15 protein-coding genes and 1 tRNA gene are annotated in these 14,429 nt (G+C 65.1%); 15 read left to right on the top strand and 1 reads right to left on the bottom strand.

The genetic code is table 11. From position 1 onward, the window contains the following. Window positions 1-88 precede the first annotated feature (88 nt). The 14 genes from ACWCOO_RS07855 to ACWCOO_RS07790 all read left to right on the top strand — a co-directional run bounded on the left by ACWCOO_RS07855 (window position 89) and on the right by ACWCOO_RS07790 (window position 12,495). Window positions 89-886 carry a succinate dehydrogenase iron-sulfur subunit gene (locus tag ACWCOO_RS07855; RefSeq protein WP_446830442.1) on the top strand — a complete coding sequence of 266 codons (798 nt, stop codon included), beginning with the start codon at window positions 89-91 and terminating at the stop codon, window positions 884-886. After that, entirely contained in the window at window positions 883-1,122 is a 240-nt protein-coding gene (locus tag ACWCOO_RS07850) for an FAD assembly factor SdhE (protein ID WP_446832020.1), read from the top strand. The genes ACWCOO_RS07855 and ACWCOO_RS07850 overlap by 4 nt, the downstream gene beginning before the upstream one ends. Beyond that, complete coding sequence (locus ACWCOO_RS07845) at window positions 1,097-1,543, top strand: protein YgfX (RefSeq protein ID WP_446830441.1); 447 nt, start codon at window positions 1,097-1,099, stop codon at window positions 1,541-1,543. Before ACWCOO_RS07850 ends, ACWCOO_RS07845 begins: the two co-directional genes overlap by 26 nt. A gap of 72 nt (window positions 1,544-1,615) precedes the next feature. Continuing rightward, window positions 1,616-2,392, top strand: coding sequence for a signal peptidase I (lepB, locus tag ACWCOO_RS07840; protein ID WP_446830440.1), 777 nt, complete (start codon window positions 1,616-1,618; stop codon window positions 2,390-2,392). Then, window positions 2,362-3,078 (top strand): ribonuclease III, encoded by a 717-nt coding sequence (gene rnc, locus ACWCOO_RS07835; RefSeq protein WP_446830439.1) that lies wholly within the window; start codon window positions 2,362-2,364, stop codon window positions 3,076-3,078. Before lepB ends, rnc begins: the two co-directional genes overlap by 31 nt. 32 nt (window positions 3,079-3,110) lie before the next feature. After that, the gene (era, locus tag ACWCOO_RS07830) at window positions 3,111-3,980 is read left to right on the top strand and encodes a GTPase Era (protein WP_446830438.1); all 870 of its coding nucleotides are present in this window, start codon (window positions 3,111-3,113) and stop codon (window positions 3,978-3,980) included. Then, complete coding sequence (gene recO, locus ACWCOO_RS07825; RefSeq protein ID WP_446830437.1) at window positions 3,971-4,705, top strand: DNA repair protein RecO; 735 nt, start codon at window positions 3,971-3,973, stop codon at window positions 4,703-4,705. The genes era and recO overlap by 10 nt, the downstream gene beginning before the upstream one ends. After that, entirely contained in the window at window positions 4,702-6,510 is a 1,809-nt protein-coding gene (gene mutL / locus ACWCOO_RS07820; RefSeq protein ID WP_446830436.1) for a DNA mismatch repair endonuclease MutL, read from the top strand. Before recO ends, mutL begins: the two co-directional genes overlap by 4 nt. A 27-nt stretch (window positions 6,511-6,537) precedes the next feature. Next, window positions 6,538-7,482, top strand: a complete 945-nt coding sequence (gene miaA, locus ACWCOO_RS07815) for a tRNA (adenosine(37)-N6)-dimethylallyltransferase MiaA (protein ID WP_446830435.1) — start codon at window positions 6,538-6,540, stop codon at window positions 7,480-7,482. A 174-nt stretch (window positions 7,483-7,656) separates the two neighbouring features. Next, the gene (hfq, locus tag ACWCOO_RS07810) at window positions 7,657-7,908 is read left to right on the top strand and encodes an RNA chaperone Hfq (RefSeq protein ID WP_446830434.1); all 252 of its coding nucleotides are present in this window, start codon (window positions 7,657-7,659) and stop codon (window positions 7,906-7,908) included. Further along, window positions 7,901-9,145 carry a GTPase HflX gene (hflX, locus tag ACWCOO_RS07805; RefSeq protein ID WP_446830433.1) on the top strand — a complete coding sequence of 415 codons (1,245 nt, stop codon included), beginning with the start codon at window positions 7,901-7,903 and terminating at the stop codon, window positions 9,143-9,145. Before hfq ends, hflX begins: the two co-directional genes overlap by 8 nt. A gap of 35 nt (window positions 9,146-9,180) precedes the next feature. Then, the gene (hflK, locus tag ACWCOO_RS07800) at window positions 9,181-10,269 is read left to right on the top strand and encodes an FtsH protease activity modulator HflK (protein ID WP_446830432.1); all 1,089 of its coding nucleotides are present in this window, start codon (window positions 9,181-9,183) and stop codon (window positions 10,267-10,269) included. Continuing rightward, window positions 10,266-11,129 carry a protease modulator HflC gene (gene hflC / locus ACWCOO_RS07795; protein WP_446830431.1) on the top strand — a complete coding sequence of 288 codons (864 nt, stop codon included), beginning with the start codon at window positions 10,266-10,268 and terminating at the stop codon, window positions 11,127-11,129. Before hflK ends, hflC begins: the two co-directional genes overlap by 4 nt. A 67-nt stretch (window positions 11,130-11,196) precedes the next feature. After that, window positions 11,197-12,495: an adenylosuccinate synthase gene (locus tag ACWCOO_RS07790; RefSeq protein WP_446830430.1), complete on the top strand. Its 1,299-nt coding sequence runs from the start codon at window positions 11,197-11,199 to the stop codon at window positions 12,493-12,495. Window positions 12,496-12,520: 25 nt separating this feature from the next. On the opposite strand, the gene ACWCOO_RS07785 is transcribed toward ACWCOO_RS07790, so the two are convergent. Continuing rightward, window positions 12,521-12,607, bottom strand: a tRNA-Leu gene (locus tag ACWCOO_RS07785). 123 nt (window positions 12,608-12,730) lie between these two features. Here ACWCOO_RS07785 and ACWCOO_RS07780 point away from each other — a divergent pair. Continuing rightward, on the top strand, window positions 12,731-14,299 hold the full coding sequence (locus ACWCOO_RS07780) for a ribonuclease R family protein (protein WP_446830429.1): 1,569 nt from the start codon (window positions 12,731-12,733) through the stop codon (window positions 14,297-14,299). The last annotated feature ends 130 nt before the right edge of the window (window positions 14,300-14,429 follow it).

The following is a 14,429-nucleotide window of genomic DNA, read 5'->3' as shown; positions in this document are numbered from 1 at the left end:
GTGGCGGCGGCTCGGCAATGGTGGCGGCGATTTGCTAACATGCGCGGCGCAGGCTCGGCCTGGCTTTTTCCGGAATCAGGACACACGCATGGCGCAATTTCTGCTGCCCAAGAATTCCCGCGTCAAGCGCGGCCGGCGCTTTCCGGCGCCACAAAGCGCCGACGCCAACGGTTCGCGGAGCATACGACGCTTCAAGATCTATCGCTACGACCCGGATTCGGGCGATAACCCGCGGGTTGACCGCTACGAAGTCGATATGAACGACTGCGCTCCGATGGTGCTGGATGCACTTATCCATATCAAGGACAGAGTCGATTCCACGCTCGCTTTCCGTCGTTCCTGCCGCGAGGGCATCTGCGGCTCCTGCGCCATGAACATCAACGGCGTCAACACACTGGCCTGTACGCAGGCGGTTGACGATCTGCGCGGCGAAGTGGCCATCTATCCGCTGCCGCACCTGCCGGTGGTCAAGGACCTGGTGCCGGATCTCACGCACTTCTACGCGCAATATGCAGCGGTGGAGCCCTGGCTCAAGACCAAGACCCCGCCACCGCCCGACCGTGAACGGTTGCAGTCCCGCGAGGATCAGGAGAAGATCAATTCGCCGGCCGCCTGCATCCTGTGCGCGTGTTGCTCCACTAGCTGTCCGAGCTACTGGTGGAACGGCGACCGCTACTTGGGTCCCGCCGCACTGCTGGCCGCTTACCGCTGGCTGGAGGACAGTCGCGATGAAGCCGCCGGCGAACGGCTCGACCAGCTTGAAGACCCGTTCCGGCTCTACCGCTGCCATACCATCATGAATTGCGCGGAGGCTTGCCCCAAGGAACTCAATCCGGCGCGCGCCATCGCGGAGACTAAGAAGAAACTGGTGGAGCGGCGAGTCTGAGCTCAGCGGCCTCACGGCTGCGATGGCGCTGCCGCCGCGGCGTACGCGAACTGGATCTGCTGCTGGAGCGCTATCTGGATCGCCGCTACGCAGATGCAGGCGCCGCCGAACGCGCGGACTTCGAGGCGTTGCTGGAACTCAACGATCCGCAACTGGGCGATTTGCTGGCTGGCCGCGTGAGGCCGCGGTCGCCGCAGCAGGCGAATCTTGTTGAGCGGATTCTCGACAACGATTGAGCTGCGCGCGGCGCGCCCGCCCTGGGGTGTGCCGGCCGTAGCGGCGCTGCTGTTACTGGCGGCCTACGCGGTGCTGATTTCGGACCTTTCCGTTTGGCTGCGCCTGGCGGTCGTGGCGATGCTGGTCGCGGCTTGCGCGCGCTCATGGCGGGCGCTGCGGAGTGGCAGCATTGCACCCGGAGTCGCTGCCTTGTGGTACGCCCCGCCGGACGAGTGGCGGCTGATTCTCGATAGCGGCGAACTCGAACAGGTGCGGCTGCTGCGTCGCCGGAGTTTTGTCACCCGCGCGATGGTGGGGCTGACCCTGCGCCGGGAGCGCCCGGGGCAGGGCGGGGCCAAGAAGCTGAAGCTGTGGCTAACGCCGGCAATGCTCAGCGCTGCGGACTGGCGGCGGCTGCAGGTTTGGTTGCGCAATCCCTGATGGGGCAATGAAATTTCGGCGGGCGGCAGCGCCCGCCGCCGGATTGTCTTGGGGCGGTTAGAATCGCGCTCCATGGATTATTCCTTCATTCTGGTTGCGATTACGGGCCTGGCGCTGGTTCTGTGGCTCTTTGATCGCCTGCTGATTGCCCCCAAGGCAAAACGTCTCGCGGCCTCCGGCGCCGAGCCCGGCCCCAGGCACAAGGTGTTCGAGTATGCAGCGGCGTTCCTGCCGGTACTGCTTATCGTGCTCTGCGCACGTTCGTTCGCCTACGAGCCGTACCGCATTCCGTCGGGCTCCATGCGCCCGACGCTGCTGGTGGGCGATTTCATTTTCGTGAACAAGTATGTTTACGGTCTACGGCTGCCGGTCACCAACACGCGCATCGTGGAGTTAGGTTCGCCCGAGCGCGGGGATGTGGTGGTGTTCAAGCTGCCGTCGGATTCGAGCGCCAATTTCATCAAGCGGCTGGTGGGCTTACCGGGCGACCTCATCGAATATCGAAACAAGCGGCTGAGCATCAACGGCGAGCCGGTACAGCTCAGCAGACCGGCGCCGGTGAACGAGGAATCTGCCTTTTCCGTCCGGCAAGCGGAAGAGATCTTGGGCGAGAGTCGCCACGATGTCTATTTCATGCCAGGGCAACGGGGCCGGGAGGGGGTCTATGAGGTTCCGCCCGGCCATTACTTCGTGATGGGCGACAATCGCGACAACAGCAGGGACAGCCGCTATCCGGGCGTGGGGTTCATTCCGGAACACCGCCTGGTGGGCCGTGCCGAGCGCATCTGGTTCAACTGGGACTTTCGCAGCATGCCGGAATGGGGCCGCATCGGCGACCCGATTCGTTGAGCGAAGAGCGCAAGCTTGCTCAATGGGCGGCCGCCAGGCTTCAGTACGGGTTTAGCCGGCCGGAACTGCTCAAACAGGCGCTCACGCATCCCAGCGAGGACGAATGCAACAACCGCCGCCTTGAGTTTCTTGGCGATGCGGTGCTCGAACTGGTAGCCTCCGACAGCCTGTTCCGCCGTCATGCCGATGCGCTGGAGGGAACGCTCACGCACATGCGCCAACGGCTGGTGCAGCGGGCCACCCTGGCCGAGGTGGCGCGCGAACTGGACCTTGGCAGCCTCCTGCGCTACCAGGGCGCGGACCTGGCGCCCGGCGGACCGGCCCACGAGGCCATGTTGGCGGATGCGCTGGAGGCCGTGTTTGCCGCAGTATGGCTGGACGGCGGTATAAAGCCCGCCACCGCCGTGTTCGAGACACTGTTTGCGAAGCGGCTCGACTCCGTGGCTGAGCAGCCGCGCGACGCCAAGAGCCGGCTCCAAGAGTACCTGCAGGGCGGAGGTCTTAATCCCCCCGAATATCGGCTGGACGACGCTAGCGAAGATCCGCAGGCGCCGCTCTTTCGATCGACTTGCAGCGTACCGGAATTGGCGCTGAGCGCGCGAGGCGAGGGGCGCACGATACAGGCATCGGAAATCGAGGCCGCGGCTGCGGTTCTGGTCTGCATATCCCGGCAGACCAACACGTAAGCCCGTAGAGTGCCCAAGGTGGACGAACGGCGGTGAACTTTCGTAGTGGTCTGGCGCCGATTCTGGGCCGCCCCAACGTGGGCAAATCGACCCTCATGAATCGGCTGCTTGAAGAAAAGGTGAGCATCGAAACGCGCAAGCCGCAAACCACCCGTCATGCCATTACCGGCGTACGCCACGCTCGTGCCTGCCAACTGGTTCTGGTGGATACTCCCGGGCTGCACAGAGCGGAGCAGCGTGTGCTGTCGCGGAGCATGAATCGGGCCGCTCTGGGCGCGCTGGCGGGTGCTCATGTGGTGCTGATGGTGGTTGAGGCCGGCCGCTGGCAGCGGGGCGATCAGCGGGTGCTGGACGAGATCGAGAAATCGAAACTGCAGTGCATACTGGTGGTGAACAAGATCGACCGCATGCAGAGCCGTGAAGACCTCTTGCCGTACCTGGAGCAGTGCGCTGCCCGCGCCGAGTTCGCCGAGATCGTTCCGGTGTCGGCGTTGCGCGGCGACAATCTGGAGCGTCTCTGCGATGTCGTGACGGAATACCTGCCCGAGGGCGGCCCCCTGTTTCCCGCTGGCGCGGTTACCGACCGCGGCATGGAGTTCCGCATCGCCGAAATGCTGCGCGAAAAACTCACGCTCAACACGCACCGCGAAGTGCCCTACGATCTGGATGTCGTGGCGACTTCCCTGGAAACACGCGGCAGGGCGGTGGTGGCCGAGCTTGAAGTGCGAGTAAATCGCGCCTCCCAGCGCGGCATAGTGATCGGTCGCGGCGGACTTCGCCTCAAGGCGGCGGCCCGGCAGGCGCGCATGGAATTGCAGCGCATTTTCCGACGCCCGTTTCATATTCGCGCGCAGGTGCGGGTGCGCAAGAACTGGTTCAACAACCCCCGGCTATGCCAATGAGCACGATGCGGCGCGTCGAGCTGGCCGAATCCTGGGCGCTGCACAGCCGCCCGTTCGGGGAAACCAGCCTGATAGTGGAAGCCTTTTCCCGAGACTTCGGCCGCGTGGGGCTGATGGCCCGCGGTGGCCGCCGTCCGCGTTCCACCTTGCGGCTTGCGGCCCAGCCCTTTCGGCGATTGCTGTTGTCTTGGAGCGGACGCGGAGAGTTGGCCACGCTGACGCGCGCCGAAAGCGCGGGCGCGGAAAGTGCCGGCGATTCCCCGCAAGGGCAGGGCCTGCTGGCGGCAATGTACCTTAACGAACTGTTGTTGCGCCTTACTCGCAGGGAGGACCCGCATCCCGAACTGTTCGACCGCTATTGCGATGCTGTTGCCAGCTTGACCGCCGGCGAATCGATGGAGCCGGTGTTGCGGCGCTTCGAACTGGACATGCTGGCGCTTCTGGGTTACGGACTCAACCTGGAACGCGATGCGCTCGGGCATGCGCTGGTGCCCGACGCTGCCTATTGCTATCGCATGGAGCGGGGCGCCGAGGCCTTGCCCACCGGCGCCCGCGTCGGCACCGCGATGAACTTCAGCGGCGCCGAACTGCTGGGCATCGGGCGCCGCGATTGGACCAGCCGCGACATACGGCGGGCCGCCCGCCGCTTGCTCAAGACGGCGATCGATTTCTACCTGGAGGGGAGGCCGCTCAATACCCGCAAGGTATTTGCGGCGATGCAATGACCATACAACTGCTACCGGATCACTTGGTTAACCAGATCGCCGCGGGCGAAGTGGTGGAGCGTCCCGCGTCGGTGATCAAGGAGCTGGTGGAGAACAGCCTCGACGCCGGCGCGCGCCATATCGTGGTGCAGGTGGAAAAGGGCGGGTCGCGGCTGTGCCGGGTGCGCGATGATGGAGAGGGTATTGCCGCTGCGGAGCTGGCCGTGGCGCTGCAGCGGCATGCAACCAGCAAGATTGCGAGTCTGGACGATCTGCGCGCGGCTGCGACGTTGGGTTTCCGCGGCGAGGCATTGCCAAGCATCGCCGCGGTATCAAGGCTGACGATCAGCTCCCGGATAGCCGGGGAGCGCAGCGCATGGACCGTGAAATGCGCGGGTGGCAGCGTGTCCGAGCCGTTGCCTTCCGCCCATTCGCCGGGCACCACGGTCGAGGTTCGCGACTTGTTCTACAACACGCCGGCGCGGCGCAGCTTTCTGCGCAAGCCGCTAACGGAGCTGCGTCACATCGATCGACTGATGCTGCGCCTGGCGCTCAGCCGGTTCTCCACAGGATTTCGATACGAAAAGGACGGTCGCCTGGCTTACGATCTTCCGGCTGCCGAAAACCGCGCGGCGCAGGAGGAGCGGATCGCTCGGCTGTTGGGCGGCGAGTTTCTCGAGAACGCCTTGTATTTCGAGGAAGAGCGGCAGGGGATATACCTGCGCGGCTGGCTGGCACGGCCGAAGTACTCGCGCAGCCAGAGCGACCGGCAGCACCTGTTTCTGAACGGACGGGCCATTTTCGACCGTACAGTCGCACACGCTGCGCGGCAAGCGTATGCGGACGTGCTGTTTCATGGCCGCCATCCGGCTTGGCTGCTCTATCTGGACATGGACCCGGCAGCGGTTGACGTCAATGCGCATCCGGCCAAGCTGGAGGTTCGGTTCCGCGAGGGGCGCAGCGTTCACGACATTGTGCGCCGCACCCTGGAAGCGGTGCTGGCGCAAACTCGGCCCACGGTCTTGCCCGACTCCGCCGAACCGGCGGGCGATAACGCAGGCGGCCCGATGAGCACTCACTGGTCCGCTCGTGGTCGCTCCGGGGCGCGGGCCGGAGCGGCCAATCCGAACTTGGCATTGCTGGTCGGCGCATCGCGCGAAGCACCGCCCGCTCCGCCGGCCTCGGGGGAGGTGCGCGAAACACTTCCGAGCGACAACAGCGATATGCCGCCGCTTGGCTATGCCTTGGCGCAACTGAGCGGAATCTACATCCTGGCGCAGAATCGCGAGGGGCTGATTATCGTGGACGCGCACGCCGCCCACGAACGGGTGGTTTACGAACGCATGAAGGCCCAATTGGGCGAACAGGGCATCGGTTCGCAGTTGCTGTTGGAGCCGGTCCTGCTGCGCGTAGGTCAGGAAGACATCGCCACGGCGGCGCAGCAGCGCGACGCTTGGAAAGAAATGGGGCTGCTGGTGGACCAGGTGGGACCGGACACCCTGGCAGTGCGCGAGATTCCTGCGCTGCTGGCGGGCGGCGATGCGCAGGCCTTGCTGCGCGATCTGCTGTCGGAAGCGCAGTCGGGGGCGGCTCTGGACAGTAGCGAGTCCGGCCAGGAGATTGCCGAACGCGTGCATCACATGCTTGCGACCATGGCCTGCCACACGTCGGTTCGGGCCAACCGGCGCTTGACGCTTGAGGAAATGAACGCCTTGCTGCGCGACATGGAGCGTACGCCGCGAGCCGACCAGTGCAACCACGGACGTCCCACCTGGAGAGCTTTCAGCATTGCTGAACTGGACCGCATGTTCCTGCGCGGCCGCTAGCCGGCAAAATTGCGCCAGAGCGGGCCAGTGGACGCTGTGCTGATGAAGGGGCCGACCTGCGTGGGCAAGACCCGGCTGGTCGTGGAACTGTCCGCGCGGCTGCCCTTGCGCATAATCAGCGTGGACTCGGCTTGCGTTTATCGGGGCCTGGACATCGGCACCGCCAAACCCGGCACGGCCGAACAGCGTGCGGCTCCGCACTTCCTGATCGACCTCTGTTCGCCGGCCGAGCGCTACTCGGCCGCGCAGTTTACGCGGGATGCGCGACGCGAAATCGGGAAGGCGCGCAGCAAGGGCCAGGTGCCGGTGCTGGTGGGCGGCGCCATGTTGTATTTCCGAGCCCTGGAGCGCGGGCTGGCCGACATGCCGGGCGCCGATGCCGCGCTGCGCCGGCAGATTCGGGCGCAGGCCGAAACGCAAGGCTGGCCGGCGCTGCATGAGCAACTTCGCGCGCTTGATCCGGCGGCGGCGGAGCGGCTTGCGCCCAATGACAGTGCCCGCATTGAGCGAGCGTTGGAGGTGCTGCGGCTTACCGGGCGTCCGATCAGCGCGCACTGGTCAAACGCGCCCCGCGAGAGCACGACCGGCTATCTCCGGTTTGCGCTGATGCCGGATGATCGCGAGGCTTGGCGCCGCCGCATCGAGGAGCGCTTCCACGACATGCTTGAACGGGGGTGGCTCGAAGAGGCGCGGGCGCTCCACGCGCTGAGTCTGGCCCCCGGTCTGCCGGCCACCCGGATCGCTGGCTACCGACAACTTCTCGAGCATCTCGACGGCCGTTGTACGCTCGCCGAAGCGATTGCCCGGGGAATCCGCGCCACCAAGAGACTTGGTCGTCGGCAACTGACGTGGCTTAAGGCCGATGCAGACATCGAGCGGCTCACGGCGGAAAGCCCGGATTGTGCGGCGCGCCTGGAAAGCGAAATTCGCAGCCATTGGAAGATCGCCGGGGGCCGAGCCGAACCCCGATGAACGCCAAATCGGCGAGCTCGCGGCTCGATTCCACAGGGGCGCGCGAAATTGCGCGTTCGCGGCCCATTTTGCGCTTGGCATTGCGGAACGAATTAGGCAGTTTGCTTTTCAGGCCAAGCCCCGGGCGCTGGTCGCTTTTTCGCCCGGCTCTTGGCGCGTCAACAGGAGCGCACGATGGAAAGCCGGCAAGACTTGCAGAACAGATTCCTTAATGCGTTGCGGCGGAGCAGGGCGCGGGTATACGTTTTTCTGGTCAACGGGATCAAACTCAAGGGCGTGATCGGGGGCTTTGATATGTTCGTGATCCTGCTGCACAATGGCGTCAGCCAGATCGTGTACAAACACGCCATATCCGCCATCGTTCCAGTCCGCCAGCAAGACTTGGCAGCCTTGTCGCGTGAGGAAGGGGCCGAGACGCTTGACTGAGCCCGCCGCGCGTGCGCGCGCCATCCTCCTTGCGCCCGCAGGAGACCATGACCGGCGCCGGGAATTCGAGTCGCTGGCCGCTTCCGCCGGCGCGCAACTATTGCGTACCGTGACAGCGTCGCTGCGCCGGCCCCACCCCCGTACATTCATACGAACCGGCAAATTGAAGGAGTTGGAGTTGCTCCGCCGCGCACTTTCGCCGGACTTGGTAATGGTGGACTTTCCCTTGAGTCCCGCGCAGGAACGCAATCTGCAAGCGGCCCTGGACTGCCCGGTCGTCAACCGCACCAGCCTGATTCTGGACATTTTCGCCATGCGCGCCCGCAGCGGCGAGGGCAAGCTGCAGGTGGAACTCGCGCAGTTGCGCCACCTGGCCACCCGCCTGGTGGGTGGCTGGACACACCTGGAACGGCAGAAGGGCGGCATCGGTCTTCGGGGCCCGGGCGAAACGCAACTGGAAACCGACCGCCGCCTGGTGGCGCAGCGTATCCGTCGGCTGGAGACGCAGTTGTCCGGCGTGATGGCCCGCCGGCGCATGGGCAGGACGCGCAGGCGCCGCTCAGGGGCGCTGGTCGTGTCGCTGGCGGGCTACACCAACGTAGGCAAGTCCACACTGTTCAATCGGCTGGCCGGCGCCGGCGTAACCGCCCGCGACCGGCCTTTCGACACCTTGGACCCCACCATCCGGCGCGTAACCCTGCCCGGCGGTCAGGACATTCTGCTTTCGGACACGGTCGGCTTCATTCGCGATCTGCCGCATGAGTTGGTTGCGGCATTCCATTCCACGCTGGAGGAGATCGCTTCTGCGGACCTCATTCTGCATGTGATCGACGCCTCGCTGCCCGACCAGATGGAACGTATCGGCGAGGTAGAACGTGTCCTTGAACAGATCGGCGCGGGCGACAGACCGGTACACCGCGTATTCAACAAGGCGGATATAATGCCGGAAGGGTTGCAGGCGGGCGATATGGCCTGCTCGGCGGCCCGCATTTCGGCGCTCACCGGCGCCGGCGTGGAAGACTTGCTTGCGAAGGTTGCAGAGCGTCTGTCGGCGGGGCGGTTGCGCCGCACTATCCGTCTTGACGCAGGCCAGGGTAGGCTCAGGGCATTGCTTTACCGCCGGGGCCGGGTAGTCCGCGAGCGTTTGCTGCCTGGCGGCGGCTGGACATTGGACCTGGAAATAACACGCCCGGCCTATGAAAAGCTGGCCAGCCGGGAAGACCTCGGCGCGGCCTGAGCGGCGCATGAAGTACATGACACGGAAAATCTGATATGGCTTGGAACGAACCCGGCGGTGGTAACGGTTCCTGGAATCGGGGCGGCCGCCAGCAGCCCGATCTTGAGGATGCCCTGCGCGATACGCTGCAGAAGGTGTTTGGCGCGTTCGGCGGTAAAGGCGGCCGGTCCGCCCGCCGCGGGCTGACGTGGCTGGTTCTGGGCGCTTTGGCGCTATGGGCTTTCACCGGCCTCTACCGCGTTGACGAAGCCGAGCGGGCCGTCGTGCTGCGCTTCGGCGAGTACGCCTCGACCCGGGGCGCCGGCCTGCGCTGGCACCTGCCCTGGCCGATCGAAAGCGTGGAGAAGGTCAACGTGGCCGAGGTCAACAAGTTCAGCCAGCAGACTCGAATGCTGACAGCCGACGAGAACATCGTGGTGGTGGACCTCGTTGTGCAGTACCAGCGCAGCGATCCGGTGGATTTCCTGTTCCAGGTGCGTCAGGCCGAAGAAACGCTGGGTGACGTGAGCGAAAGCGCTATCCGCGAGATTATCGGCAAGAACGAAATGGACTACATCCTGGGCGAAGGCCGCGGCGACATCGCCCAGCGCACCGAGGACTTGATACAGCAGACCCTGGACGACTACCGCGCGGGCATAGGCGTTACTCAGGTCAATTTGCGCGACGCTAACTATCCGCAGCAGGTGGAGGCCGCCGTGCAGGACGCGATCAAGGCCCGTGAGGACAAGGAGCGGCTGGCTTTCGAGGCGCAGGCCTATGCCAACGACGTGGTGCCCAGGGCGCGGGGCGAGGCAGCCAAGCGCCTGCAGGACGCCGAGGGCTACAAGGCGCAGGTGGTCGCCGACGCGGAGGGCGAGGCGCAGCGCTTTGAAAAGCTCCTTGTGGAGTACGCCAAGGCGCCTCAGGTGACTCGCGAGCGCCTGTATATCGAAGCGCTGGAGGACTTCTATGGCGGCGCCAACAAGGTATTGCTGGAAGCCGAAGGCAGCGGCAACCTTCTCTACCTTCCGGTGGACCAACTGATGAAGCGCAGCGCGTCGGGACAGTCGTCCGGCGGCGGCTCCGGCCAAGGCTCCGCAGCCCCGCGTAGCGGCGGAAGCAGCCGAGGAGGATCAGGATCATGAAGCTGGGCAATTGGCTGGTCATTGGCATAGCGGCGGTGCTGCTGGTGCTGAACAGCGTATTCGTGGTGGATCAGCGGGAGTTCGCGATCCGCTTCCGTTTCGGAGAGATCGTGGATGCCGATTACGAATCGGGGCTGCACTTCAAGTTGCCGGTGGTCAACAACGTGGAGTTCTTTCCCAAGCAGATACTGACGATAAACAATCCCCAGGAGCCGTTCCTGACCGCCGAGAAGAAGAACCTGCTGGTGGACTTCTTCGTCAAGTGGAAAATCTCCGATGTCGCCAACTACTACACGACCCTGGGCAATGAAACCCGCGCGCAACAGCGCCTGCTGGAGATCATCAAGGACGACATCCGGGCCGAGTTCGCCAAGCGCACCGTGCCGGAGGTCGTGTCCGCCGAACGCCGGGAATTGATGTTCGAAATGCTCAGTAACGCGCGCCGCGCGGCTGCCGAGCTGGGCATCGACGTGGTGGATGTGCGCGTGAAGCGGATCGAGTTCCGCGACGAAGTAAGCGAATCGGTGTTTCAGCGAATGCGCCAGGAGCGTGCCCGCGTGGCCTCGGAACTGCGCGCCGAGGGCGCCGAGACTGCTGAGCAGATTCGCGCCGACGCCGACCGGCAGCGCACCGTGATTCTGGCGGAGGCGTATCGCGACGCCGAGATTCTGCGCGGCGAGGGCGATGCCAAGGCGGCGGAAACCTATGCCAGCGCCTACAACAAGGATCCGGAGTTCTACTCCTTCTACCGCAGCATCAATGCCTACCGCAATGCCTTTGGAGACGAGGGCGACTTGCTGGTGCTGGACAGCGACAGCGATTTCTTCCGCTACCTGAACGAAGCGGAACAGAAGAAATAATTTACGCCGCCGGTCCGCCGCCGTCCTCCAAGCGGCGCCATCTTTTGGTGCGCGCGGCGAACGCCTTATGTCTAAACCAGATCAAGCCCGCGGCGTAGTTCTGATTGGCGCCCAGTGGGGCGATGAGGGCAAGGGCAAGGTGGTGGATCTGCTTTCCGGACGCTGCGATGCAGTCGTTCGCTTTCAGGGCGGTCATAACGCGGGGCATACCGTAATTGTCGGGAACGAGACTCGGGTGCTGCATCTGTTGCCCAGCGGTATCCTCCGCGAGGGGGTGCAATGCCTGATCGGCAATGGCGTTGTGCTCTATCTGCCGCAATTGTTCAAGGAGTTGCGCTCGATTCCCGGCGGCGGCGAGCGCCTTTTCGTAAGCCCTCTTTGCCCGCTCATTCTGCCCTCGCACATTGCGCTGGACCAGGCGCGCGAACAGCACGCCGGGCGGGGCCGTATCGGCACTACAGGCCGCGGCATAGGGCCCGCTTACGAAGACCGGGCGGCACGTCGGGCAGTGCGGGTCGGCGACCTGTTTGACCCGGAGGCGTTTCGCGAGCGTGTGCGCTCGGCCATGGATTTGCACAACTTCATGCTGGAGCGCTACTACGGCGCCGACGCGCTGGACCCGCAGGCGGTTGCCGACGAATGGCTCGGCATGGCCCCGCGCTTGCGGCCCATGATGGATGACATTGCGCTGCGCCTAGGGCGGCTCCGCGCTCGCGGCAAGGCGGTGCTGTTTGAAGGCGCCCAGGGCGTGATGCTCGATATCGATCATGGCACCTATCCGTACGTGACCTCGTCGAACACCGTCACCGCCGGAGCGCTGGCGGGTTCAGGAGCGCGGCTGGAGCAGCTTAGCGAGGTGGTGGGGGTAGTGAAGGCCTACACCACCAGGGTAGGCGAGGGACCATTCCCGACCGAGCTCAAGGACGCCACCGGCGCGCACCTGGCCCGCGAAGGCGCGGAGCGCGGCGCCACCACCGGACGGCCGCGCCGCTGCGGCTGGTTCGACGCAGCCGCAGTGCGTTCGGCGGCGCAGCGCGCCTCGATCAACAGCATGTGCATCACCAAGCTGGATGTGCTGGACGGGCTCGATACCCTGCGCATTTGCACGGGCTACCGCCTCGACGGTCGGGACATCGATACGCTGCCACCGGTTATGAGCCGCTACGCGGAATGCGAACCGCGCTACGAGGAACTGGAGGGCTGGCGCGGCTCCACTTGCGGCGAGACCCGCTGGGAAGACCTGCCGGCTGGGGCGCGGGCCTATATCCGCCGACTGGAGGAACGGGTAGGGCTGGAGGCCTGCATCGTATCCACGGGTCCTGCCAGGGAGCAGACGATCGTGCGCCGCCATCCCTTCGACTCTTGAGCGGCTTTTCCTGTGCCCTGCGGACTGGTGCCGAGAAGAGGACTCGAACCTCCACGGGGTTGCCCCCACTGGCACCTGAAGCCAGCGCGTCTGCCAATTCCGCCACCTCGGCGCGAGGTCGCCTTGCGAACCATCGGCGCATGTACGCCAGCGGTGCGTCAAGGCGCTTGGAATAAACGGCAATTTTGCGTTTCGCTCATGTTTGTGTCAATCACGAGACGCGATCTGGTGAGGTATGCGGCCTAGTCCCATTGAGCAGCGGGTCATTGCCGAAGCGGGCCTGCGCTCGGTGTGGCCGGCCAAGCTCCGCGCCCGCGCCCAGGCGCTCGCAGCCGACCCGCCTCGCGTCGGCCGGCGCGAGGACTTGCGCGCGCTGCCGCTGGTGACGATAGACGGCGCCAACGCCAAGGACTTCGACGACGCCGTTTTCGCCGAGCCGCAGGGCGCCGGCTGGCGCGTGATTGTGGCCATCGCCGATGTCTCCCACTATGTGCAGCCGGGCGATCCGCTGGACGTGGAGGCGCGCTTGCGCGGTGTTTCGGCGTACTTTCCGGGATTCGTGCTGCCGATGTTGCCGGAAATTCTGTCCAACGACTTGTGCTCGCTGAAGCCCGCGGTGGATCGCTTGTGTCTGGCCTGCGAATTGCGCCTCGATGCGGTTGGAAATCTCAAGTCATGGCGTTTCTTCCGGGGCGTCATGCGCTCCGCTGCCCGGCTTACCTACGCCGGCGTGCATTCCGCCATCGAAGCAGGCAACGCGAAGGCGCGCCGGAGTCTGGACGGACTGCTTGAGCCGGTGGAGAATCTCTACGGCGCTTGGCGCGCGCTGGCGGCGGCGCGTCGGCGGCGGCAGGCCTTGGACTTGGAGTTGGCCGAAACGAGGGTGCGTCTGGGCCCTGGCGGCGAGGTTGCGGGCCTGGTGCGCGGTGAGCGTCACAATGCTCACCGTGTGATCGAGGAGCTCATGATCGTGGCCAACGTGGCTGCCGCGCGTTTTTTGGGCCGTGCCCGCATGCCCGCGCTGCATCGTGTGCATCCACCACCGGACGCCGACGGACTGGAAGAGATGCGCCAGCTCTTTGCGGCTTCGGGGCATGCATTGTCCGACGCGGCAAGCCGCCGTCCCGGCGAAATCAATTCCGCGCTCAGGCAGCTCGAAGGTACGCCTGCCTACGAAATGACCGCGCTTGCAATGCTGCGCTGTCTTCAGCAGGCGCGTTATCAGCCTGCCAACGCAGGCCACTACGGGCTTGCGCTGAAGGCCTATACCCATTTCACCTCGCCCATCCGGCGTTACCCGGACTTGTTGACGCATCGCGCCATCAAGCATCTTCTGGATGGCGGGCGGGGTGAATCCGCTCCGTTACGCGGCGCGCAGTTGGCCGATTTGGGCGTTTCGTGCTCGGAGCTGGAGCGTCAGGCGGAGGCGGCGATGCGCGCCGCCGTGCAGGCCTACAAGCTGCAATTCCTCTCGGGTTGCCTCGGCGACCAATTCGAAGGCGTGGTGTCCCACGGCATCGGCAAAGGCTTGTTCGTGCAACTGCCCGAGCTGGGTGTGAGCGGCATGATCCCGCGCTGGCGACTCCCGGCGCGCCGCTCACGAAGCGCCCGTCGCTCGCCTGCGCGGGCATCCGCCGGCCGTGCCGGCGCTCGTCGCTCCGTAGCCCGCCGTTCCGGCGTTCGCCCGGCCGCTGATGGCGGCTCGGGCATGCAGCTTTATGGCTTCACTCTCGGTCAGCCGGTTTCGGTGCGCATCGCGCGCGTGGATAAAGAGCGCGGCCATTTGGACCTCGATCTTCTCTGATGTGCCGATTCGCGCGCTTCACCGCTTCGAAGGAACCAGACGGAAGCGGGACAGGCGTCATCCCACACGCATGGCCATGCTTCTGCTCACGAGCATCGGCTGGCCCACAGGTTCGGCACCGGGCGCAGTA

The sequence above is a fragment of the Candidatus Foliamicus sp. genome, assembly GCF_965221325.1.
Taxonomy (GTDB): Bacteria; Pseudomonadota; Gammaproteobacteria; order Steroidobacterales; family Foliamicaceae; genus Foliamicus.
The sequence above is the reverse complement of the archived record's forward strand: the minus strand, read 5'-3'. Positions and strand labels throughout refer to the sequence as shown.

Excerpts from the sequence above, each read along its gene's own strand:
- rnc (WP_446830439.1), top strand. The coding sequence starts at position 2,362 with ATGGGGCCGCATCGGCGACCCGATTCGTTGAGCGAAGAGCGCAAGCTT.
- hfq (WP_446830434.1), top strand. The coding sequence starts at position 7,657 with ATGGAAAGCCGGCAAGACTTGCAGAACAGATTCCTTAATGCGTTGCGG.
- recO (WP_446830437.1), top strand. The coding sequence starts at position 3,971 with ATGCCAATGAGCACGATGCGGCGCGTCGAGCTGGCCGAATCCTGGGCG.
- ACWCOO_RS07855 (WP_446830442.1), top strand. The coding sequence starts at position 89 with ATGGCGCAATTTCTGCTGCCCAAGAATTCCCGCGTCAAGCGCGGCCGG.
- lepB (WP_446830440.1), top strand. The coding sequence starts at position 1,616 with ATGGATTATTCCTTCATTCTGGTTGCGATTACGGGCCTGGCGCTGGTT.
- hflK (WP_446830432.1), top strand. The coding sequence starts at position 9,181 with ATGGCTTGGAACGAACCCGGCGGTGGTAACGGTTCCTGGAATCGGGGC.
- ACWCOO_RS07790 (WP_446830430.1), top strand. The coding sequence starts at position 11,197 with ATGTCTAAACCAGATCAAGCCCGCGGCGTAGTTCTGATTGGCGCCCAG.
- mutL (WP_446830436.1), top strand. The coding sequence starts at position 4,702 with ATGACCATACAACTGCTACCGGATCACTTGGTTAACCAGATCGCCGCG.
- hflC (WP_446830431.1), top strand. The coding sequence starts at position 10,266 with ATGAAGCTGGGCAATTGGCTGGTCATTGGCATAGCGGCGGTGCTGCTG.
- ACWCOO_RS07780 (WP_446830429.1), top strand. The coding sequence starts at position 12,731 with ATGCGGCCTAGTCCCATTGAGCAGCGGGTCATTGCCGAAGCGGGCCTG.